The sequence below is a fragment of the Microcoleus sp. T3_D1 genome, assembly GCF_036700405.1.
Taxonomy (GTDB): Bacteria; Cyanobacteriota; Cyanobacteriia; order Cyanobacteriales; family Microcoleaceae; genus Microcoleus.
This window is the reverse complement of record NZ_JAUBOV010000021.1, coordinates 77,278-98,136: the sequence shown is the minus strand read 5'-3', so window position 1 is coordinate 98,136 and position 20,859 is coordinate 77,278. Positions and strand designations below refer to the sequence as shown.

The window sequence follows — 20,859 nt, the reverse complement described above, 5'->3', positions numbered from 1 at the left end:
AGTAGGGGAAAAGGGAACATCAACAAGGAGAAATACTGGAGAACAGTAAGCGACCGTAATTGGTGTTTCAGTACAGAGGACAGAGTGGAATTACTCACCCATGCAAGTACGCCAATCGTAAGGCATACAAAAGTCAAAGGTGTAGCCAGTCCGTTTGATGGTAACTGGATTTATTGGAGTAAACGAAGAGGTGAATACCCAGAAACCCCTACCAGGGTTGCATCATTAATCAAGAAACAAAAGGGTATTTGCTCTCACTGTGATTTGTACTTTACCAGTACAGATATTGTAGAAGTTGACCATATTAAACCGACTTCGTTAGGTGGAAAAGACACCTATGACAACCTACAACTTCTGCATAAACACTGCCACGACACAAAGACAGCAACAGACAGGTCAATGCGCTCTAAAGGAAGTGTTAAAACCTGATAGTTGGTCTTGAGTCGTATCCATAACAAGGATGGAATTATCAAGGAGCCGTGTGAGGTGAAAGTCTCACGCACGGTTCTGAAGGAGAGGTAGGGGTGGCAACGCCCCTATCGACTCTAACTCAGCACCTGTAAGACTTAAATTGTGGTCTTATGAATCCCCTCGCCTTTAGGCATGGGGAGATGTCAAATTTATTGAGTCTTCCATCTCTCTATAACCTGATTTTGGAGCAAGCGGAACCACAACAGCTCACTTGTCTTCGTGGTGTTATTGTCGCAGGCGAACCCTGTTCCAGAGAGTTGGTTGAACGCCATACTAAGCTGCTGGCTAAGACATCTTTGTTCAACGAATACGGGCCAACAGAAGGAACGGTGTGGAGCAGTGTATATCATTGTCAGTCTTCGGCACTCAGAACACAGGTTCCGATCGGTCGCCCTATTGCCAATATGCAGATATATCTGCTGGATAAATATTTGAATCCTGTTCCCATTGGTGTACCGGGCGAGCTCCACATTGGTGGTGAAGGCATCGCTCGAGGCTACCTCAACCGCCCCGATTTGACCAAAGATAAATTTATCCCAAACCCCTTTAGCAATGAACCAGGGACACGCCTTTATAAAACTGGGGATCTAGCTCGTTATCTACCCGACGGGAACATTGAGTTTCTCGGTCGCATAGATAATCAAGTCAAAATCCGTGGTTTCCGCATCGAACTGGGGGAGGTTGAGTCAACTCTATCCCAATATCCTAGTGTGCAGCAGTGTGTAGTAACAGCAAGGGTTGACATAGAAAGCGACAAACGTTTAGTTGCCTATATTGTTTCAAACCAACAGCAGAAACCCACTACCGACGAACTACGATGCTTCCTGAAGCAAAAGCTCCCTGACTATATGGTGCCATCAGCCTTCGTTTTCCTAGACACCCTACCCTTAACACCCAACGGGAAAATAGACCAGCGCGCCCTGCCCGCACCCGACGGGCTCAGGCAAGAGCCAGCAAGTACCTTTGTGCCTCCCAGCGATGATTTAGAAATCCAACTAACAAAAATTTGGGAGAACGTTTTAGGCAAAAAGCCGATTAGTGTGAATGACAATTTCTTTGACGTGGGAGGACACTCTCTACTAGCCGTGCGCCTGTTGGCTCAAATCAATAAGGCATTCGGCAAAAGCTTGCCTCTGGCTGCTCTCTTCCAGGCACCCACAGTTGAGCAATTGGCCAGCATTCTCCGCCAGGAAGGATACTCAAAACTTGGGTCTGCGCTAGCACCGATTCAGCCTCACGGTTCCAAGCCACCTATTTTTCTTTTTCAAGGCATCGGCTTATACCACGCTTTGGCATCTCATCTGGGTTCGGAGCAACCCGTTTATGGGTTATCAATAGAGATGATGAATGCAACAGACGCTTCCTTCAACCCTGTTGATCTAGCGGCTCATTACATCAAAGAAATGCGAATAGTCCAGCCTCATGGCCCTTATTTTCTAGGCGGTTTATGTTTTGGAGGAATGGTAGCACTCGAAGTAGCTCAACAGCTCCACGCAGAGGGTGAGAAGGTAGCTCTGCTAGCTTTGTTGGATACTCTCGGTTTAGGTGCATACACACCCAAGCCTATCCACAAGCGGGCTTTTGGCTTCTTGAGTAACCTTTTGGAATTCGGCCCTGCCTATGGTCTGAAGAAAGTCAATGATTTGAGCAAAAAGCTTCAGTTGATTTACTACAAATTTTTCCAGGCTAACGGTCTTCGTGGGTCGGACAAGACTCGATACAAAACTTTTCAGGAGGCATACGGAGAAGCCCAAACCCAATATATACCGCAAGCCTACTCAGGTCGAATAACGCTCTTTGTATCTAGTATGCAAACTACTGTAAGCGACTCCTTGTATGATCCTAAGTTGGTAGACATTGACATTAAATTCGGCTGGGGTAAGCTGGCTGTTGGAGGATTGGATATCTATGAAGTTCCTGGTGGACATCTTACTATGTTGCAAGAACCCCATGTACAAGTGCTAGCTGAAAAATTGAAAGCTTGTATAGATCGTGTGCAGGCGGATGATTAATCTCATGTCCGGTCGATTAACCATTATTAAACTTTTGCCTCCGGCTACGAATAGAAATGGGTCAAGCCGCTAATTAGCGATTTGAGATTTAACCGTTTTTGACACCGATCAAATAAAACAGCTTCTAATTCATCTTGCGTTTTTCAAACAGCGATTGGCTATCGGTTCATTTGTCTGCAGACCATAGTCTTTCTGCTGGTTGTACTTCGGGTGAGTGTAAAGCGGAACTTACCCCCTGCGGGGTAGTTCCGTCAATTCACCTAGGGCTATAGCATTACTAAAGTCATCCACCCATTCTCGTCTCTCTCACAGGTTTTAATCTGGACTTCTCATACAAATGTACTAACAGCCCTAAAACTCTTACTCAACAAAGGATGCAAATGTTGAGCTAAAAATTTGTACCCATTTATCAGCAAGAGCTGACGCAGGTGATCGCGCTCAATTGTTGTAGATTCAATATAATTGCCGATCGCAAACAGATATTAATCATCTACCTGGGTACACACTTTTTTACTCAACAATTGACACCTTTGTGATAAGAGGGTTTTGAGCTTGTGTAAGTATATTTGCAGGGGGAAGTTCAGACTAAAAAGCCGATCGCCTTTCATCGCACTTAATTTCCTATTTCGTTACCTGAGTTTTCTTAAACGGAAAAAAGACTCGACCGGCCAAACTTTGAAAATAAATCCCGCCCACGGTAATTAAAAAGACGAAATAAGCGATCGCCTGCACGACATAGAGCTTATCCGTGTATCCAAACAGCGCACTCAATAACAAACCGGGAAACTTTTCTTCGGGAAGCAGTTGCGAGGTATTCCAGACCATTGGCCCGAGAATGCAAGAGTGGATTTTAGTAAATCTTTCGTAATAGAAACACAGTGATGCTGATTCGCGATTTGATTGCGATAAAATATTCACCGCGCTGTCAAATAATCCCAAAGTAGATACCACTAAACCCGCTACAATGAAGAGCAATAAAACGCCCATATATTTGAAAAACAGGCGGATATTAATTTTGATTCCCAATTTAAACAGCAGGACACCAAGTGCGGTGGCTGAGAGAAGGCCCGCCAAAGCGCCGATTGCCGGAATAATTCCTTGTTGAAATTTGGCAACCACAAACAAAACGGTTTCAAATCCTTCGCGTAACACGGCAATCAAAACTAAACTAAATACGCCCCAACCGGCATGAGAATTTTGCGTTAAGGCAGCACTCACAGCGCCTTCGACTTCGGCTTTCATAAATCGCGCTTGTTTGGTCATCCAAATCAGCATCCAGCTCAGCATTGCGATCGCCACAACCCCAAAGATTGCCTCTAGCAGCGACTCCATAATCGGTGCAAAAGGCTGATTGGATGCGGACAAAATTTGAATAGTCCAGCCGAAAAGTACACCTATCAAAGCACTGGCAATCAGTCCAACGCCAACACCGCCGAAAACCCAAGGACTTAAATAGCTTTGTCCTGATTTTTTGAGGCAAGCTAGAACAATTCCGACAACTAAGGCGGCTTCGACTCCTTCGCGGAGAGTAATTACAAAGGTGGGCAATGCTTCGCCAAAATTCATTTTTTTATGGTGGAAATGGGACTGGTTAAGGAGCGAGGTAATTGGCAGATTATTTACCAATTACCGCTGTTGATGAGAGTAATGTTTTTAAGAGGCGGGTTTGAGAACTTTTTGGCTGTCGCTTTCGATCGTTTTAACTAGCTGGTTGACTTGTTCGGTGGTTTTTACGGGGGCGGGGGGTGCGATCGCAGTTGGCCAATTTGCCTTAAGTTCAGTCATGTTGGCAACAATTGCTTTGTCAATTTCCGGGCTAGTTTTAGCCACTTGCTCGGCAATGTCTTTGTACAGGCTTTCCGCGTACATGACAAAACCCCGCGAATCTTGGTATTCAATAATTGCGGAAATTTTGCCGTTAGCAACCGCCGCTGCGTATTCGGAATTAGCTGTATCCAGCAAGCCGTTAATCACTTGCAGCACGAATTTCGGATCTTTTCGCTGGGCTTCGGGAAGGGCGGCAATTGCTCCATCTACAGCTTGCATCGATGTGGTAAATTCCGCATTCACTTGAGCAGGATCTTTTGCACCTGCTTTAACTAAATCCTGCAATTTAATTAAAGTAGTCTTAAATTCGGGAATTTTACGCTCGTTTAGCTGCTCTTCCACATCGGCATAAATTTCTTCGACTGGATGCCCGATGTGCGGTTCGGCTTGGTCGGGTTTGCCTTGATCCAAGAGTTCTTTGGCTACGATAAGATGCCCTTTCATCAAGCCAAGTTTAGTCATGTAGTCTACATCTTTGGGCTCGCCTGTCAGGACCACATTTTCAATAGTTACCACGTCTTTGATTTGGTCGAATTGGGCTTGAGTAATGACATTTTTAGAAACCAATTCTTCGACTTTTCCGTAAGGGCGGCTGGCTTGAATTTTGTTAGAAAGTGCTGGTACTCCTAACTTGGCTTCGAGTTTATCTAACTCTGAAAGAATGGCAGTATTGATGTTGATGCCACCTTTGCCGCCGTGATTCCCGCTGTGACCGCTTGTGGATGCGGGACTGGCTGTAGCAGCGGGTGAGGGTGTGCTGTCGGTGTTGCTGGCTGTGGGGGAAGCGCAACCGGCCAGAGCAACGAGGATGGCTGTAGCAGCGGCGGTAGGTAATAAACGATATCTTGCAACATTTGCAACAACCCTGCTACGGGCGGGCGAGACGCCCACCCCACAAGAAAAGTCATTGTTTGTGGAACAGGCATCTTGCCTGTTCTTGGGGACGCCCACCCCACAAGAAAAGTCATTGTTTATGGAACAGGGATCTTGCCTGTTCTTAAGAATGGTGCAAGATGTGAGTAATAAACGAAAAGTTGATAACATGGCTGTTGCTAATTTTTATGTGATGTGCGTTTGGACTCACAATTTATTAAGAAAGATTCTCAATTATTTGGGAGCTATTCATTCTACCTATTTGCGAGAAAATTTGGTAGATAATTTAAGACTTTCTTAACTTTAATCGCTGTAATCGGGGAGCGCGATTGGTTTAAGTGATGACTTCAAATACCCCCATGCAGCCTGCTTCGGCGATCGCATCTTGATGGGGATGAAACATAAATTTTCCAGCGTAGCCGTAGGTAAATTCTAAAATATGTCTTTCAGCTACTCCCATTGTAATTACATCGGTTCTTTCGCTGGGAGTCAAAGTCATTCCCGTGCGATATACGTCAAAAAAGTTGGCGTGCAGGTGAAAAGTCACTGCCGCTTCGTACTCAATCATGTTGAGAACGTAAAGCCGGATTAGCTGATTTCGGTAAATAGGTATCGGGTTGTTCATGTAATAATTGGGCAACCCGTTAAAAGCGTATAGTTCGTTTTTTTTGTCGTCGTTTACGTCGTATCCTCCCATGATTAACAAGATTTCATCTGCGGGAGGGCGGGGTTTTGGCGGATCGATGATGAACATTCCATAGAGTCCTTTACCTATATGACGAGTTACAGGCTCAATATGGCAGTGATAAAGATGCACTCCGTAGGGATTGGCATCGAATTCATAAATAAATACCGAACCGTGTTTCACTGGTTTAACGCCATCCATTTCGCTGGTATGAACGCCGTGAAAGTGCAGCGAATGAGAATCCCCGGCTTTGTTATAAAAAATGACGCGGATACGATCGCCCTCAGTTGCCCTCAATGTCGGCCCCGGCACGCGATTGTTCACGTTCCAGGTGTTGAAAGTGACGGCGCTGTTAAGTTGGACGATCGAAGTATTAGCTTCCAGGCGAAATTCCCGAACCGTGCGCCCGTTTTCGCGCGTCACCGTGCCGTAATCAAAATCCCGCGCAATTTGCATCGGGTTCATATTGCTGACGGTGACTGCATCTGCGGGCATGGGCGGTATTCTCGCAACTGATGTCGGTTTGCGAGTCAAATTTTGAAGTGCGATCGCGCCGCCCGCTACCCCAGCCCCAGCTATTCCTAGCTGTAGCAGTTGGCGGCGGCTCCAGCGTCCCGGCTTTTTCATGGGGGGACGATCGGATAAATCTGTCATACTTATTGAAAAATATTCTCAAAAATTTGATTGTGTTTGAGTATAAGACATTTCCAGCTTGTTGTCAATGATTGTCAACTATCATCTTTTTCTGCGAAATTAGAAAATTTCATGCTGATTTCATCTCAGTATGTGAGGTTAGATGTTGGGGTAGATGCTGCCGATCGCTAACAATGTATAAGGATTTACCGCTATAAATTAGAGTTATGAGAGTTTTGCTAGTTGAAGATGAGCCCGATTTAGGGAAAGCGATCGAGCGAACCTTAAAGCAGGAAAAATATATAGTTGATTGGGCCCTAGATGGCAATGAAGCTTGGGAATATTTAGACAGCCAGTGGACGCAATACACCCTCGCTATTTTTGACTGGTTGCTACCAGGATTGTCAGGATTGGAACTGCTGCGGAGATTGCGTGCTAAACATAGCGCACTGCCCGTATTGATGCTGACAGCAAAAGACCGAATGGAAGATAAAGTTGCGGGATTGGATGCCGGGGCTGACGATTATTTAGTTAAACCGTTTGGGATGGCGGAACTGTTAGCAAGGTTGCGGGCATTGCAGAGGCGATCGCCCCAAATTCAGCCACAACAGCTACAAGTAGGGAATCTCGTTCTCGACTGCGGAAATCGCACTGCTTGTCATGTCGATACCCACGGCAAAAACCAGATAATTTCGCTGACAAACAAAGAATTTCAACTGTTAGAATATTTTATGAAACATCCGAACCAAATTGTCACCACTGACCAAATTCGGAATCAGATATGGGAGGCTAGTGCAGATACCTTTAGCAATGTGGTAGCAGCTCAAGTGCGCTTGCTGCGGCGCAAACTCGAATCAGTTGGCTGCGCGAATTTAATTGAAACTGTACACGGCGTCGGATACCGGATGAAAAATTAAAGTAAAACCGATAGTCCGCCAGGGAATGAATTCCCTGCCTCAAAGCTAAAGTCCTCTAAAGAGGACTAATGAGTTCTTTAGTCCTCTTTAGAGGACTTTAACTATTAGCCAGGGAATTCATTCCCTGGCGGACTGTTTGACGGACAGCTTAAGTTATAAAAATGAATCAAAATAAACTATTTAACCGAACTCGCTGGCAATTAGCCCTTTCCTATGCAGCAGTAATGGGTTTGATTTTAAGCTTGCTGGGATTGGGCGTATACGAGGCGATCGCCCACGCTCACTGGGTAGCCATAGATCGCGAATTAGAATCAGTAGCCGGGACGCTACACGACAGCCTAGAAACCAAATTGCTGCAGCCCGGACGCCTGGAACCAATAGTAAATGAACTTTTGCCAAACCTGCGGGTAATTGGAGTTAACGGCATTAAAGATAAAGAACAGTTGCCCGATCGCCATATTTTAAGCGCTATCAACCAAAGCTTTTACTATATCCGTTTATTTGATAATTCAGGAAATTTGATTGCTACAGCAGGCGCTTATCCCGAAGAATTGCCACCGACCTTTAACTCACAACATTGGCAAACAATCACTGACAGCCAAGGCAATATTTATCACCAAATTTCTGTAGTGCTGCACACCAATAATCAGGAAAATTGGGGATATTTTCAAGTGGGGCGGAGCTTGGAAGACTTCAACGATTATCTCAGTACAGTCAAATTAATTTTAAAGTTGGGATTGCCGACAGCATTAATTTTAGTAGGCTTTTCTAGTTGGTGGCTGGCAGGATTAGCCATGAAACCGATTTATGCTTCCTACCGACAAATTCAACAGTTTACAGCGGATGCTGCTCACGAATTACGGACACCTTTAGCGGCTTCGCAGGCGACAGTAGAATCAGCACTGTTGATGCCTCAATTGGATGAAAAAGAAGCGCGGGAAATTTTGCGAACTGTAGAGCGCCAAAACCGCAGATTGACTCAGTTAGTGGCTGATTTGCTGCTACTGGCTCGCATGGATAATCAAGCGATACGCGATCGCCCTCAATTGTGTTGTTTGAATGACCTTGTTAGCGATTTAGTAGAGGAATTGGCAGCTTTGGCGATCGCTTCTAAGGTAGCCCTAACATCGTCCGTGCGGGTGCAACAGCAATTAAATGTTGTCGGCAATTCCGACCAACTTTATCGCTTAGTTGCTAATTTAATTGTTAATGCCATTCAATACACTCCGCCTGGGGGAAAAGTAACAGTTATTTTAGATTGCAGCCACCAGGAGGCGATCGTTCAGGTTCAAGATACCGGTATTGGGATAGCGGCGGCAGATTTAGAGCGAATATTCGATCGATTCTACCGAGTCAACAGCGATCGATCGCGCCATACCGGCGGTTCGGGACTGGGATTGGCGATCGCCCAAACCATCGCCCGCGCACACCGCGGCAGCCTCAGCGCCCGCAGCGAATTGGGCTGTGGCAGCACCTTTTTTCTGCGATTGCCTTTGTGAGTTACCATGTGAGGGAAACCGAATCAGTTATTTCGGGTAATCCCTTTGGCAAAAGGTAGCACGATCGCCGAAAATCATTAAATAGTCATTAGTCCTCAGTCAGTAGTCAGTAGTCAGTAGTCAGTAGTTAGTAGTTAGTAGTTAGTAGTTAGTAGTTAGTAGTTAGCAGCTAACAACGTATAACAGGAAAATTCAGCTCGACTAACAATTAATAACTAATGACCAATGACCAATGACCAATGACTAATCACGGTTCATGACCGACAAATACCTAGCGAAAAATTATGACAGTTTTAGAACAGGGAACAATCTCAATCCATACCGAAAATATTTTCCCGATTATCAAGAAGTCGCTATACACTGACCACGAAGTCTTCTTGCGGGAACTAATTTCTAACGCCGTCGATGCCATTGCCAAACTCAAAATGGTTTCTCGTTCCGGCGAATACAGCGGCGACATGGGCGAACCGCAAATCAACATAGCGATCGACAAAGAAAACAAAACCCTCTCAATTTCCGATAACGGCATCGGCATGACCGCCGACGAGGTAAAAAAATACATCAACCAAGTCGCTTTCTCCAGCGCAGAAGAATTTATTGAAAAATACCAAGGCAGCGGCGAGGACGCAATTATTGGTCACTTCGGCCTAGGTTTCTACTCTTCTTTCATGGTCGCTCAGAAAGTAGATATAGACACCCTTTCTTACCAAGAAGGCTCCCAAGCCGTACACTGGTCTTGCGACGGTTCCCCCGCTTTTGAACTATCAGAATCTTCCCGCACGGAACGCGGCACTACTATTACTCTTACCCTCCAAGATGAAGAACTAGAATATGTAGAACCCAGTCGCATTAAGCAGTTAATCAAAACTTACTGCGATTTCATGCCCGTTCCCATCAAATTTGAGGGTGAGGAACTCAACAAGCACAAAGCAATTTGGCGGGAATCAGCCAGCAATTTGCAAAAAGAAGATTACTTAGAACTGTACCGCCACCTTTACCCGTACCAAGACGAGCCTCTGCTGTGGGTACACCTGAATACAGATTATCCTTTTATTGTCAACGGGATTCTTTACTTTCCCAAACTGCGCCCGGAGGTCGATGTTACCCAAGGCAATATTAAGCTATTCTGCAACCAGGTTTTTGTCAGCGACCACTGCGAAGAAATTATCCCGAAATTCTTGATGCCGCTGCGGGGAGTGATTGACAGTACCGACATTCCCCTGAACGTTTCTCGCAGTTCTCTGCAAAGCAATCGCACAGTCAGGAGAATAGCTGATTATATCGCGAAAAAAGTGGGCGATCGCCTGAAAGAACTCTACCGCGACGACCGTGACGAATACATCCGCTGCTGGCAAGATATCGGCACTTTTGTCAAGTTTGGAACTCTCAACGATGACAAGTTCAAAAAGCAAGTCGAAGATATCTTAATCTACCGCAGCACCTACGAACCAACAGCCCAGAAGCCAGAAACTGTAACGCCCGAAGTTCAGGTGCAAACTGAGGAAGGAGATTTGTGGCAAGATGTAACTCCGAAGTCGGAAACTTCTACTTCAACGCAGCCTTACACGACGCTGAAAGAGTATTTGGAACGCAATCAAAAACGCCACGAAAATCGGGTGTTTTATTGTACAGATCCGGCGTCTCAAGCAACTTACGTGGCAATGCACAAAAGCCAAGGTTTAGAAGTGCTGTTTATGGATTCTTTCATCGACACGCACTTTATTAGTTTCTTGGAACGAGAACACTTAGATGTCAAATTCTCGCGGGTTGATTCCGACATCGACGAAACGCTAATTGACAAAGAGAAAGAAGCGGAAATTGTCGATCCGGCGACGAATAAAACTCGCAGCGAACAAGTTAAAGAAATGTTCCAAAAAGCTCTCAATAAGCCGAAAGTGAACATTCGCACAGAAGCTTTGAAGTCTGACTCTGCGGAGGGGACGCCACCTGCGATCGTACTTTTGCCGGAAGCTTTGCGCCGGATGCGGGACATGACGGCGCTTTTGCAGCAGCAAGCGGCCGAATTCCCCGAAGAACACGTTTTGCTGGTGAATACGTCTCACCCGCTGATTCAAAATCTGGCTAGTTTGAGTCAGGGTGCGATTATTCAAGGCGGCGGGGAGTCTCCGTCAAGTCAGTTGGCGAGTATGATTTGTCACCACGTTTACGACTTGGCTTTGATGGCCCAGAAGGGTTTCGATGCTGAAGGGATGAAGGATTTTGTCGAGCGATCGAATCAAGTCTTGACAAAATTGACTGAACGTGCCATGTAATAACCCCCCCAACCCCCCCTTGCTAAGGGGGGGCTGTTTCATTCTCTTGTAGGGGCAATCCCACGCCCGGTTGCCCCGATATTTGAAACATCGATTTCATCGTCCGTGGGGGGGCGGGCACGGGGAGTAGGGGTCGCACCGCCCCTACAAAAGCCTGATTTTCCGTAGGGGCAATCCGACCCCTACTCCCCGTGGTTGCCCCGAAACAGCCCTGCCCCCAACCACCCCTTGCTAAGGGGGGGAGCAAGAGTTTATTTCTATTGGTAAAGGGATAAGTCAAGCCTTCTTCCTTCTTCCTTCTTCCTTCTTCCTTCGGGTATAATGAAATGCTGCACGCAAAAAACGGTAATCTGGAGGGAAGTATGTCTCGGAAATGTCAGCTAACGGGGAAGAAGGCGAATAACGGTTTTGCAGTTTCTCACTCGCACCACCGCACTCACAAATTGCAAGACGCAAATTTGCAGTGGAAGCGGGTTTGGTGGCCGCAGGAGAAGCGCTGGGTAAGATTGCACCTTTCTACAAAGGCGATTAAAACCTTGCAACACAAGGGTTTGGAAATCATGGCGAAGGAAGCTGGAATTAACCTGTACAAGCTTTAAAAAACTTGGCTAAATTAAAATGAGGGCGATCGCACACTTGAGAGTGCGATCGCCCTTACTTTTAGAGAAAAACCTTTACTAGAGCACTTTTCGGCATTTCAGTAAATAAGTAGTCATCTCGCCTTTGCCTTTAACTTCGATCGCGCCGCGGTTTTCAAAGGAATACTTTTCTCGCAACTGCTGATAAGTTGTCTCTGTTACCTGAATACACCCCGGCAAGCCGTGAGATTCCATGCGGGAAGCGGTGTTAACGGTGTCTCCCCACAAATCGTAAATAAATTTTTTAATACCGATGACTCCGGCGACAACCGGGCCGCTGTTGATGCCGATTCTGATGCTGAAATCTTGATTGTGGATATTGCTGAAGTCAGTAATTGCCTGCTGCATATCGATGGCCATTTCTGCGATCGCTTCTGCGTGATCCGGGCGAGGAATTGGCAGCCCTCCTACTACCATGTAAGCGTCGCCAATCGTCTTAATTTTTTCCAAACCGTGCCTTTCTGCTAGGTTGTCGAAGGTCGAAAAGATGTCATTCAGCAAGGCTACTAATTGCGTTGGAGAAACTCGCGAGCTCAATTGAGTAAAGCCCACTATGTCCGCAAACAAGACAGTAACGTCAGCAAAAGTATCTGCGATCGTACTGTCTCCTCGCTTCAACCGATTTGCTATTTCTTCAGGCAAAATATTCAACAACAAGCGTTCTGATTGTTCCTGTTGAACTCGCAGTGCACTTAAAGTATCATTCAGAGCATTAGTTCGTTCTTTCACTCGAAATTCTAACTCTTCATTCAGCTTGTAAAGCGCCATTTCAGCCCGCCTGCGGTCTGTGATATCCGTACCGATTGCCAGCATTCCCGCGAACTTTCCTGCCGCGTCAAACAGCGGTTTATTTGCCCAGGATACCCAAACGCGATCGCCGCTGCGCCGGATACTTTCATTTTCATTTCGCGTATATTGTTCTGGGTTTTGCAAAATATCTCTCAACTTTGCTGCCAAGTCATTTCCTGTTGTATCTGTCTTGGGAATAATTGTTCCCACGGCGTTTTTGCCAATTATCTCTTTTTCATCGTAACCAAAAAACTTCTGTGCAAATTCGTTAAAAAAAGTAATATTTCCTGCCCTATCTATTTTTAAAATAATGCTGTTAGCATTTTCCACTAATTCCCGATACTTAATTTCGCTTTGCCGCAGCGAATCCTCTGCTGAGGCGCGTTCGGCTACTGTCGCCGCCAACAGCAGCGATGTAACTACAATTACGCTCATAAAAGCCTGCAAAAATAAGATGGCCTGATTGATATTTTCCGCTTTGGCAATAAAAGGCCCGCCTCCCTGAGAACCGCCCCAAATGGCGATACTGGATACAATAAAAGATGCTAAAACCGCCCCTACCTGACCGAATTGAATGGTTGCCCAAATTACTAAGGGAAATGGCAAGTATTCGAGGGGATAACCGGAGAGATTACTTTCACTTTTTGAGTTGTAGATTAGCCAACTGACTGTTACTAATAACAGCAGGCCTATTCCGGCACCGATGCGATTGAGAATTGTTTGAGAAGCTGTATTTGGTGAAGGGCGGGGCGCTGGTTTGTGGTTGTATATAATCAACAGCAGGGGAGTAAAAATTAACACTCCTAATGTATCTCCGAGATACCAATTCCATCGAATATGCCAATATTCGCTCCAGTCAACTAAACCCGTTAAACACAGGCGTAACGTGCCGAGAGTGCAGTTAATTTGAGTCGCAACTAGAGCGCCGCCCCAGACTAAATTGACTACATCTATGAGCCGAGATAGTGATGAGCGAAAGTTGAGTTTTCGCAACAAAGCAAATGCAAAAAAAGCTTGCAAGCAAGCACTGAACGCAGCTAACAATGCACTAAAAAATGACATTTTGTTGATAGTCTCGAACAAAAATACGCCTAAAGCTATTCCCGGCCAAACTCGCCGACCCAATAATAAAAGTGCAGCTTGTGCAATTCCTGCCGGCGGCCAGACGCAGCTAGCTAATGTATTGACGCCTGGGATTGAAATTGCTATTTTTCCTCCCAAAGCGTAAGTAAAAGCAATGGCAGCTACTTTTGCTAAGTATTGCGAATTTCTAGATTGAGTAAATCGCAGAAACTGATTTTTGTTGGGGTTCATACTGAGTATTATATGTTTAACTAACTATAGCAACCGCGACCGAATATTAGGACGTTCTTAATTGCTGAAACATGAGTTGTTATATTGCTTATTCCTTCTTTTTCTGCTGAGCGAAGTCGAAGGGCTTTTTTCCTTACTGCTATAACTTGATGCCTGTAAGAAAGTAAGTGTTCATCTCCCCTTTGCCTTTAACTTCGATCGCGCCGCGACTTTCAAATACATACTTGTCCTGCAATATATCATAAATTGCAGACGTGACTTGAATACACCCCGGCAAGCCGTGGGATTCCATGCGGGAAGCGGTGTTAACGGTGTCTCCCCATAAATCGTAAATAAATTTTTTAATACCGATTACTCCGGCGACAACCGGGCCGGTGTTGATGCCGATTCTGATGCTGAAATCTTGATTGTGGGTATTGCTGAAGTCAATAATTGCCTGCTGCATATCGAGGGCCATTTGGGCGATCGCCTCTGCATGATCGCTGCGGGGCATTGGCAATCCTCCTACTACCATGTAGGCGTCGCCAATCGTCTTAATTTTCTCCAACCCGTGCTTTTCTGCTAGGCGATCGAAGGTGGAAAAAATGTCGTTTAGCAAGGAAACTAATTCCGGCGGAGAAATTTGGGAACTAATTTGGGTAAAACCGACTATATCTGCAAACAATACTGTTACTTCGGAAAAAGTATCGGCGATGATGCTTTGGTCTTGTTTTAATCTGTCGGCGATCGCTTGCGGTAAAACGTTGAGCAGGAGACGGTCAGATTTTTCTTGTTCTAAGCGCAAAGCTGCCTCAGCTTGTTTGCGAGTTGTGATATCTTGAACAGTACCTTCGTAATAAAGCAAATTTCCATGTCTGTCGCCGACAGTATAAGCATTCTCCGCAATCCAAATTATACTGCCATCTTGGCGGTAAACTTGAGATTCAAAATCTGATACCTTGCCGTTTTCTCGCATTAAATTAATGACTTCGGCGCGGCGTTCTGGGCATACATAGAGCTGGCGGTTAATATTAGTTAAATTTGCCTTCAACTCTTCAAAGGAACTATAACCGTAAATACGAATTAAAGCAGGGTTGACGCTGAGATATTCCCCATCGGGAGTAGTTTGAAAGATGCCGACGATCGCATTTTCAAAAATGCTGCGGTATTTTGCCTCAGCTTGTCGCAGCGCTTCTTCAGCGCGCTGGCGTTCTCGCGCTTCCACTGCGAAAGTTACAGAGTCTGCTAGAGAAACAGCGAAACTTTGTTCTTCAATCGTCCAATAGCGGGGCATTCCTACGTGTTCTAAACAGAGGACTCCTGCTGTTTCTCCGCCTATTTGAATCGGCGTATCTAGCATGGAAGTGATGCCGCACGGAATTAGGTAAGATTCCGCAAATTCTCTAGTTCTAAAATCGTTTTGCGCGTCAAAGGCAGCAATTGCGCGTTCTTCTCGGAGTGCTTGGAAATAGACAGGATAGTCTGCTTCTGCTAATTCCAAACCGTCTGAGTGCTGGTTGAGAGTGCGATCGAACAAATCCAGGCACTCGATCTTGGATTTAGTGCGATCGTACAGCCAGACGCTCGATCGGGCAACTTCCAGAGTACGGCTAGCAGTTTCAGTTATTTCTTGAAGCGCCTTTGTTAAGTCGCCTTGATTCAGCGCTTTATTTTTGGCTAAATCAATTAATGCCGATTTCTGTTTCTGTAGCTGAAGTTCGCTGTGTTTCAGGGCATTTGTCCGCTCTTCAACTCGGATTTCCAGCTTTTCATTCAGCTTTTGCAGCGCTATTTCAGCTTTTCGGCGAGCGGTGATATCTGTGCCGATGCAGAGGATTCCCAGGATTTCTCCCGCTGAACCAACCAGCGGTTTATTTGCCCAAGATACCCAAACGCGATCGCCACTGCGCCGGAGGTTTTCATTTTCATAGCTGGTAAAGCGATCGGGATTTTGTAAAATTTCATGATAAACCAACTGTAAGTTATTCCCTTCGATGTCTGTCTGCGGAAGAATTGTTCCCATTGCATTTTTACCCAGGATTTCTTCCTGAGTGTAGCCAAAGAATATTTCGGCAAATTCGTTAAAAAAAGTAATATAGCCGTCAGCATCCAATTTCATAATAATGCTGCTAGCATTTTCCACCAATTCTCGATATTTAATTTCGCTTTCTCGCAGGGAATTTTCTGCCTCAGCGCGTTCCGCTACCGTCGCTGCCAATAACAGCGAGGTAATTGTAACTACAGCCATAAAAGCTTGCAAAAATAAGATAGCCTGAGTGATATTTTCGGCTTTGGCTATGAACGGCCCCCCTCCCTGAGAACTGCCCATAATTGCGATGCTTGAGACAATGAACGATGCTAGGACAGCGGCTCGTTGACCGAATTGGAGCGCCGACCAAATTATGAAAGGAAACGGCAAATATTCCAGGGGATAACTAGAAATAGAAGCTTCATTTTTCGACACAAAGACAAGCCAGCTCACCCCAATTAATAATAATAACCATACTGCCCGCCAAATTAAATATCTTTGCTGGCGGCCTGTTTGTCTTTTTAAACGATCGGCGGTTACTTTAGGGCGAAAAAATATTAGGATTAAGGGAGTTAAAATTAAAACTCCCATTGTGTCTCCCAACCACCAATTCCATCGAACAGACAAATATTCTGTCAAATCTACTTTGCCCGCTAAATATAGGGAAAACGCGCCAATCGTGCAACTGATTTGAGTAGAAATTAGACCGCCAAACAAGATTAAATTAACTACATCTTTCAAGCGAGCGAGAGATGGACGAAACCCCATCCAGCGCAGGGCAGTTACTGCAAAGACAGCTTGCAGAATTGCCCCGGCGTTTCCTCCCACCCAAACCGCAAATATCTGTTCATTTGGGTTAACCAAATTTAGCAGAAATGTACCCAAAACTATGGCAGGCCAGACTTTTCTCCCAAACAATAAAATTCCCGCTTGTGCAATTCCTGCGGGGGGCCACACCGAGGCCGCAAAGGGACTAACACCTTGAATTGAAATTGCTAGCCTCGCCCCCACGGCGTAAGCGACAGCAACGACAGTTACTTGAGCTAAGTACCGCCCAATTCGGGATTGAGGGAATCGCAGAAACTGATTTAGGTTCAGATTCATACCGAGTTTTAAGTTTTAGGGAATTTCACATCTCAAGGAAGTTCGGCAACGGATTTTGTAACGGATGTAACGGATGTAACGGATGTAACGGATGTAAAGGATAGAAGGAAGAGGGAAGAGGGGGGAGAATCTCATATTTGTAAAAACACTTCTTCTGGCTCCTTCTTTCTCACTCTTTCCTCTTGTATCCTGCCTCCCAACTCCAATTTCTAGGTTGGCTTCAAAAGTGAGATGCTCCCAAGATTGGAGCTAATGTAGGGTGTACACCGCGCACATTGCAAGCCTAAATATAGGTGCGCGGTGCGCGCACCTTACCAATTATAAAGGCTTAGTTGATGGCGGCTTCAATCCACTGTTTTAAAGTAGAATTTACTTCATCAATGAGAATTTCATGTGATTTGTGAGTTGCTCTTTCCACGACTTCAACTTTGCCTGCTTTCAGCGAACGGCCCGGAACAATGCGATAGGGAATGCCGATTAAATCAGCATCTTTGAATTTAACTCCGGCTCGTTCGTCGCGGTCATCTAGTAACGTTTCAATGCCAGATTGGTTGAGTTCTGCATAGAGTTTTTCGGCGACTTCTACTTGTTGGGCGTCGGAAATATTGGGGATGCTAATGATGGCGTGATACGGCGCGATCGCCACTGGCCAAATTATCCCATCTTTGTCGTAGGATTGTTCTACGGCTGATTGAGCTAGCCGCGACACGCCGACGCCGTAGCAGCCCATCATAAAGGGCATTTCTTCGCCTTGTTCGCTGGTGTAGGTGGCGCCCATTGCTTGGGAGTATTTGGTTCCTAATTGGAAGATGTGGCCGACTTCGATGCCTCTGGCGCTTTGCAAGGTTTGTTCGGGGTTGTGCACTGCCCGATCGCCCTTTTTGGCTGTTCTGACACCTACAACCGTTGCTGGTAGCGGAAATTCTTTATCCCAATTAGCCCCGACAACGTGGTATCCTGATTCGTTTGAACCTGTGACAAAGTTTGTCAGGTCAACTGCAGTGCGATCGACCAAACGCAAAAACTTGGGAGATACCCCCCCTTGCCCCCCCTTGGTAAGGGGGGGTTGGGGGGGGTTGGAGGCGATATAATCATCAGCAAGATCCGGAGCCATATAACCCAGAGGTAAAGATTTAGCCGCCCATTTCCGCTGAGCTTCCGCATCGGGAACAGTCAAAAATAAAACAGTTTTAGCTTGATAGTTGCCCGCTAACTTCGTCAACTCATTCAGCAACTTTACCTGATTCACATCTTGGTCGCCGCGAATGCTTACCAAGACCAAAACAGTCATGCCATTGTCGTAAACAGCTTGGTAAAGCACATTTTTGACAACTTGCGTCGGAGAACATTTCAAAAACTTGCAAAGTTTATCAATTGTTTCAGTTCCCGGCGTTTCCCGCTTTTCAAACGTTGCAAAGGGCGAGGGTTCCACATCAGCAGGCATCGATACAGCCTTTTCCACATTAGCTGCATACTGACCATCTTCAGTATAAAGAACTTCATCTTCTCCCGCTTCAGCCAACACCATAAACTCTTGAGAACCAGAACCGCCAATTGCTCCAGAATCAGCATCTACTGCTCGGAATTGCAAGCCCGATCGGCGCAGCATATTGCTATAAGCTTGAGCCATATCCTGATAAGTCTTTTTCAAACTTTCTTCGTTAGTGTGGAAAGAATAGCCATCTTTCATAATGAATTCGCGACCGCGCATCAACCCAAAACGCGGGCGAATTTCATCGCGAAACTTAGTTTGGATTTGATAAAGATGTAAAGGCAATTGCCGATAGGAACGAATCATATCTTTAGCAATTGTAGTAATTACTTCTTCGTGAGTTGGGCCCAGTCCCAATTCTCGCTGCTGCCTATCTGTCATGGCAAACATAATACCTTCAGCTTGAGTGTAGGTATCCCAGCGGCCGGATTCCCGCCACAAATCGGCCGGTTGCAATTGCGGGAGTAGACATTCTTGAGCGCCGGTAGCGTCCATTTCTTCGCGCACAATTTGAGATACTTTTTTGAGAACTCGCCACATTAAAGGTAGATAAGCGTAAATTCCGCTACCGATGCGCCGGATGTATCCGGCACGGAGTAATAGTTTGTGGCTGGGAATTTCTGCTTCTGCCGGGTCTTCGCGCAGGGTAACAAAAAGCATTTGAGAGAGTCGCATGGCTGATTTCCTTAAAATAGCGGATGAGTGTAATTTTAGATCAACTTCTGATATTATCAGAACTAAGCCCGATTTGATTAAATATATGAATAAAATTTGGCAAAACTACGAAAAAGGTATGGCAGTCTTTGATAATTGTCACTCTCCTACTGTGCAATCTCAATGGGTTGCCTTAAAAGATGAAATAGGAGAATTTGTTCGAGAACCTAATTTAAGCGAAATTTGGGATATTGTTCATGCTGCTGGTCGATTGCTTTACAAACTAATCGGAATTCCATTATATTTACTGGCCTATCCTACTGTTCGCAAACACAGTCAACGTTTCGAGGAGTACGGATGTATTCGCAGCATTCGCAATTGTGAGGGTAAATGCTGCGGCAAAAAATCGTAGGGTACGCTGCGGCGCACCTGATATCATGTTTGTTGAAGGACCCGCAATTACATTCTAATTACCGAATTCAAAAAACAATGCAACTTTAGGCAAGCGCCCAACCCATATCCCGTAACTAATTCTCAATCTCAAATCTCACATCTAAAATCGCATGACCAGATTTATTCACGACCAATTTGCCAAACAGTATCTGAAAGAACTATTAACCCCTCTCGGTAATGTAGAAACCAGCCGGGATGTCGCTGGAGAAGTGAGGCAGGTTGACGTTTTATTTTCCCCGAAAGCAGAACCGGAAGTCGAAGCAACAGCCCTCGGCATTTTGGGTCAAATTGCAGCAAAACCCGCTGTATTTGAACCCTTCCGCAGCCCCGTCCAAATCGGAGAAATTCGCAGTTGTCTGGGCAAACTCTTCGATATCCACGGCGAATTTGAACGCGCGGCAGTTAGAGAAAATACCCGGATTGCAGAGACAGACTTGCCCCAACTCTGGATACTGTCGCCGACTGTTTCCGACACGATATTAGCTGGATTTCGAGCGATTCCCGAACCGGAAAATTGGGTAAGTGGAGTTTATTTTATGGGCCCATCTCTGAAAGCAGCGATTATTGCCATTCACCAACTCCCCCGGACTCCAGAAACCCTGTGGCTGAGAGTTTTAGGGAAGGGAAACGTGCAGAAGCAAGCTATTGCCGAATTGAGAGAGTTACCCTCAGATAATGTCTTTCGGTTGAATGCGTTAGAATTGTTGTACAACTTGCGAACGATATTAGAAGTCCGCCAAGACATAGATCGAGAAGATCGGGAGTTAATTATGGAACTGTCACCCCTCTACTTGCAACGGCTGGAAGATGCAACTCAGCGCGGTATCCAGCAAGGTATTCAGCAAGGTATGCAGCGCGCTCAACGCCTGATGGTTGAGAATCTGCTACAAGTAAAATTTAGTGAGATTGATGAAGAATTAGCCCAAATAATCGAGCCTTTGATTCAACTAGATCCCCTCGCTAGCACGCGGCTGATTATGCTGCTCGATCGCTCTGAATTGCTAGCTCATTTTGAACAAAAAAATCAACCGGAATCCTGAGTCAGCATCGCACTCTACAATCGGTAGGGTGCGCTCAATAAGCTGCTACGCATTTAAATTGAATCCAGAGACGGGCAGGATGCCCGTTCCACAATAATTGTAGAAAAATTGACTTTCAAATTAGATGCACAACAGCTTATCACTTTACTATTTATTATCGACCAAATCTGGAGTTAA

The 20,859-nt window shown here is 45.6% G+C and carries 15 protein-coding genes; 9 read left to right on the top strand and 6 right to left on the bottom strand.

The features are described 5' to 3' along the window. Positions 1–429, top strand: a 429-nt coding sequence (locus QT992_RS12275) for an HNH endonuclease signature motif containing protein (protein WP_333336767.1), incomplete at its 5' end; no start/stop codon positions are given. A 194-nt stretch (positions 430–623) separates the two neighbouring features. After that, on the top strand, positions 624–2,483 hold the full coding sequence (locus tag QT992_RS12270) for an AMP-binding protein (RefSeq protein WP_333336769.1): 1,860 nt from the start codon (positions 624–626) through the stop codon (positions 2,481–2,483). 621 nt (positions 2,484–3,104) lie between these two features. Here QT992_RS12270 and QT992_RS12265 read toward each other — a convergent pair. Both QT992_RS12265 and QT992_RS12260 read right to left on the bottom strand, forming a co-directional pair. Beyond that, on the bottom strand, positions 3,105–4,049 hold the full coding sequence (locus QT992_RS12265; protein ID WP_333313908.1) for an FTR1 family protein: 945 nt from the start codon (positions 4,047–4,049) through the stop codon (positions 3,105–3,107). Between the two features lie 87 nt (positions 4,050–4,136). Beyond that, complete coding sequence (locus QT992_RS12260) at positions 4,137–5,354, bottom strand: helix-hairpin-helix domain-containing protein (protein ID WP_333377050.1); 1,218 nt, start codon at positions 5,352–5,354, stop codon at positions 4,137–4,139. Between QT992_RS12260 and QT992_RS12255 the strand changes: the two genes are divergently transcribed. Next, positions 5,353–5,484, top strand: coding sequence for a hypothetical protein (locus tag QT992_RS12255; RefSeq protein WP_333377048.1), 132 nt, complete (start codon positions 5,353–5,355; stop codon positions 5,482–5,484). The genes QT992_RS12260 and QT992_RS12255 overlap by 2 nt on opposite strands. A 33-nt stretch (positions 5,485–5,517) precedes the next feature. Here the strand turns inward: QT992_RS12255 and QT992_RS12250 are convergent, their stop codons facing one another. Further along, positions 5,518–6,522, bottom strand: coding sequence for a multicopper oxidase domain-containing protein (locus QT992_RS12250; protein WP_333313902.1), 1,005 nt, complete (start codon positions 6,520–6,522; stop codon positions 5,518–5,520). 206 nt (positions 6,523–6,728) lie between these two features. Here QT992_RS12250 and rppA point away from each other — a divergent pair, with 206 nt between their 5' ends. From rppA to rpmB, 4 genes are all read left to right on the top strand, one after another. After that, positions 6,729–7,418, top strand: a complete 690-nt coding sequence (gene rppA, locus QT992_RS12245; RefSeq protein WP_333336771.1) for a two-component system response regulator RppA — start codon at positions 6,729–6,731, stop codon at positions 7,416–7,418. Positions 7,419–7,579: 161 nt separating this feature from the next. Then, entirely contained in the window at positions 7,580–8,917 is a 1,338-nt protein-coding gene (gene rppB, locus QT992_RS12240) for a two-component system sensor histidine kinase RppB (protein ID WP_333336773.1), read from the top strand. Between the two features lie 284 nt (positions 8,918–9,201). Beyond that, positions 9,202–11,190, top strand: coding sequence for a molecular chaperone HtpG (gene htpG, locus QT992_RS12235; RefSeq protein ID WP_333313898.1), 1,989 nt, complete (start codon positions 9,202–9,204; stop codon positions 11,188–11,190). A gap of 362 nt (positions 11,191–11,552) precedes the next feature. Then, positions 11,553–11,789: a 50S ribosomal protein L28 gene (rpmB, locus tag QT992_RS12230; protein ID WP_006634309.1), complete on the top strand. Its 237-nt coding sequence runs from the start codon at positions 11,553–11,555 to the stop codon at positions 11,787–11,789. 78 nt (positions 11,790–11,867) lie between these two features. On the opposite strand, the gene QT992_RS12225 is transcribed toward rpmB, so the two are convergent. The 3 genes from QT992_RS12225 to proS all read right to left on the bottom strand — a co-directional run bounded on the left by QT992_RS12225 (position 11,868) and on the right by proS (position 19,210). After that, positions 11,868–13,931 (bottom strand): adenylate/guanylate cyclase domain-containing protein, encoded by a 2,064-nt coding sequence (locus QT992_RS12225; protein ID WP_333313897.1) that lies wholly within the window; start codon positions 13,929–13,931, stop codon positions 11,868–11,870. Between the two features lie 139 nt (positions 13,932–14,070). Beyond that, a complete protein-coding gene (locus tag QT992_RS12220; RefSeq protein ID WP_333336775.1) occupies positions 14,071–17,043 on the bottom strand; it encodes an adenylate/guanylate cyclase domain-containing protein in 2,973 nt (990 codons plus the stop codon). Between the two features lie 328 nt (positions 17,044–17,371). Beyond that, entirely contained in the window at positions 17,372–19,210 is a 1,839-nt protein-coding gene (gene proS / locus QT992_RS12215) for a proline--tRNA ligase (RefSeq protein WP_333313894.1), read from the bottom strand. On the opposite strand from proS, the gene QT992_RS12210 reads away from it, so the two are divergent. Both QT992_RS12210 and QT992_RS12205 read left to right on the top strand, forming a co-directional pair. Next, positions 19,209–19,601 (top strand): hypothetical protein, encoded by a 393-nt coding sequence (locus tag QT992_RS12210; protein ID WP_333313892.1) that lies wholly within the window; start codon positions 19,209–19,211, stop codon positions 19,599–19,601. The two genes, proS and QT992_RS12210, sit on opposite strands and share 2 nt — an antisense overlap. A gap of 151 nt (positions 19,602–19,752) precedes the next feature. Continuing rightward, entirely contained in the window at positions 19,753–20,682 is a 930-nt protein-coding gene (locus tag QT992_RS12205; protein WP_333336777.1) for a hypothetical protein, read from the top strand. The last annotated feature ends 177 nt before the right edge of the window (positions 20,683–20,859 follow it).

What these genes read in the sequence shown, in the direction of transcription:
- QT992_RS12265 (WP_333313908.1), bottom strand. Translation starts at nt 4,049, where the DNA reads ATGAATTTTGGCGAAGCATTGCCCACCTTTGTAATTACTCTCCGCGAA.
- QT992_RS12255 (WP_333377048.1), top strand. Translation starts at nt 5,353, where the DNA reads ATGGCTGTTGCTAATTTTTATGTGATGTGCGTTTGGACTCACAATTTA.
- QT992_RS12260 (WP_333377050.1), bottom strand. Translation starts at nt 5,354, where the DNA reads ATGTTATCAACTTTTCGTTTATTACTCACATCTTGCACCATTCTTAAG.
- QT992_RS12250 (WP_333313902.1), bottom strand. Translation starts at nt 6,522, where the DNA reads ATGACAGATTTATCCGATCGTCCCCCCATGAAAAAGCCGGGACGCTGG.
- rppA (WP_333336771.1), top strand. Translation starts at nt 6,729, where the DNA reads ATGAGAGTTTTGCTAGTTGAAGATGAGCCCGATTTAGGGAAAGCGATC.
- rppB (WP_333336773.1), top strand. Translation starts at nt 7,580, where the DNA reads ATGAATCAAAATAAACTATTTAACCGAACTCGCTGGCAATTAGCCCTT.
- htpG (WP_333313898.1), top strand. Translation starts at nt 9,202, where the DNA reads ATGACAGTTTTAGAACAGGGAACAATCTCAATCCATACCGAAAATATT.
- rpmB (WP_006634309.1), top strand. Translation starts at nt 11,553, where the DNA reads ATGTCTCGGAAATGTCAGCTAACGGGGAAGAAGGCGAATAACGGTTTT.
- QT992_RS12225 (WP_333313897.1), bottom strand. Translation starts at nt 13,931, where the DNA reads ATGAACCCCAACAAAAATCAGTTTCTGCGATTTACTCAATCTAGAAAT.
- QT992_RS12220 (WP_333336775.1), bottom strand. Translation starts at nt 17,043, where the DNA reads ATGAATCTGAACCTAAATCAGTTTCTGCGATTCCCTCAATCCCGAATT.
- QT992_RS12210 (WP_333313892.1), top strand. Translation starts at nt 19,209, where the DNA reads ATGGCTGATTTCCTTAAAATAGCGGATGAGTGTAATTTTAGATCAACT.
- proS (WP_333313894.1), bottom strand. Translation starts at nt 19,210, where the DNA reads ATGCGACTCTCTCAAATGCTTTTTGTTACCCTGCGCGAAGACCCGGCA.
- QT992_RS12205 (WP_333336777.1), top strand. Translation starts at nt 19,753, where the DNA reads ATGACCAGATTTATTCACGACCAATTTGCCAAACAGTATCTGAAAGAA.